This window comes from Actinoplanes sp. NPDC048791 (genome assembly GCF_040650095.1).
GTDB lineage: Bacteria > Actinomycetota > Actinomycetes > Mycobacteriales > Micromonosporaceae > Actinoplanes.
Window position 1 is genome coordinate 1 of the sequence record NZ_JBEZGQ010001608.1, and the last position, 1,293, is coordinate 1,293.

Annotated in this window: 1 protein-coding gene and 1 pseudogene; one reads left to right on the forward strand and one right to left on the reverse strand. The window is 71.6% G+C overall.

Translation table 11 applies throughout. The features are described 5' to 3' along the window. A pseudogene (locus AB0C29_RS48925) lies at positions 1 to 406 on the forward strand (F420-dependent oxidoreductase); the annotation flags it as partial. A gap of 6 nt (positions 407 to 412) precedes the next feature. Here the strand turns inward: AB0C29_RS48925 and AB0C29_RS48930 are convergent. Then, positions 413 to 1,063, reverse strand: coding sequence for a GntR family transcriptional regulator (locus tag AB0C29_RS48930; protein ID WP_360835287.1), 651 nt, complete (start codon positions 1,061 to 1,063; stop codon positions 413 to 415). Positions 1,064 to 1,293 lie beyond the last annotated feature (230 nt).

The window sequence follows — 1,293 nt, forward strand, 5'->3', positions numbered from 1 at the left end:
CTCGCGGCTGCTGCGCTGGGCCGGTGAGCACGCCGACATCGTCGGTCTGACCGGCTTCGGCCGCACCAAGTCCGACGGGCACCAGCACGAGGCGCGCTGGCGGCCGGCCGACATCGACGCGCAGGTGGCGCTGGCCCGGGCGGGCGGCGACGCCACGCTGGAGGCGCTGGTGCAAGTGGTCGAGGTGACCGACGACGCGGCCGGTTTCCTCGCCGGGCACGCCGAGCGGCTGGCGATGAGCGTCGACGAGCTGCGCCAGGTGCCGTTCCTGCTGGTGGGCACGGCCGAGGAGATCGTCGCGGCGGTGCGGGCGCACCGCGAGCGGTGGGGGATCACCCGCTATGCCGTACGCCGGGCCGGGCTGGACGTGCTGGGTCCGCTGCTGCCGCGCCTGGCGCAGGCGTAGCGGGCGCTACTCGGCGAAGAGGGCCGGCTCGATCTTGGCCCGGAAGTCGACGTAGATCTGGCGGTAGCGCTCCAGAGCCTGCGCCGGGTCGCCGGCCTCCAGGTGCTGCAGCACCTGATCGTGGCCGCTGATCCAGACGTCCCAGAGGTTGCTCTCCGCACCCATCGCCAGGATGCGCAGCGTGCGCGCCACCACCAGGTCGACCATGGACTGCAGCTCACGGTTGCCGCTGGCCAGGATGACGATGGTGCTGAAGTCGGCGCCCGCGGCCCCGGCGGCCAGCACGTTGCCGGTGCGCAGCCCCTCGACGAACTCCTTCTGCCGCTGGCGCATCAGGTCCAGGTGGGTGCTGGTCAGGTTTTCCACGCCCCACTCGAAGCCCGCGCAGGCCAGCACGCCCATCACATCGATGAGCTCGAGCGCGTTCTTCTGGGTCATCTTGGTGACGTGCCGGGTGCGGTTGGGAGCGATGTCGATCAGGCCCTCGACCGAGAGCTGGGCGATGGCCTCGCGCACCGGTGTGATGCTGACGCCGAGCCGGGCGGCCAGCTCGGCGTCCTTGATGAGCGTCCCGGGCGGTAACTCACCGGTGACGATCTCGTTACGGAGCTGTTGGACGACCGCGGCCGTGCGGGTCGGCGGCACCGTGTAAGACATACCGGCAGCCTACCCACAGTGATGAGTGACAGCGGACCGTACCCATGGTCGCTTCTGCCCGTCATGCTGAACGCGTGGCTGACGCCGTACCGCTCATAGATCTCGACGCGTCCCCGCGCGCCGAGCCCGGCGCGGCCGCACCGCGGCCCCGGCTCACCGCGCCGCGACCGGTCCTGATCCTCGCCGTGCTGGTCACCGCGCTGCTCACGCTGGCGGCGGCCACACCGCCG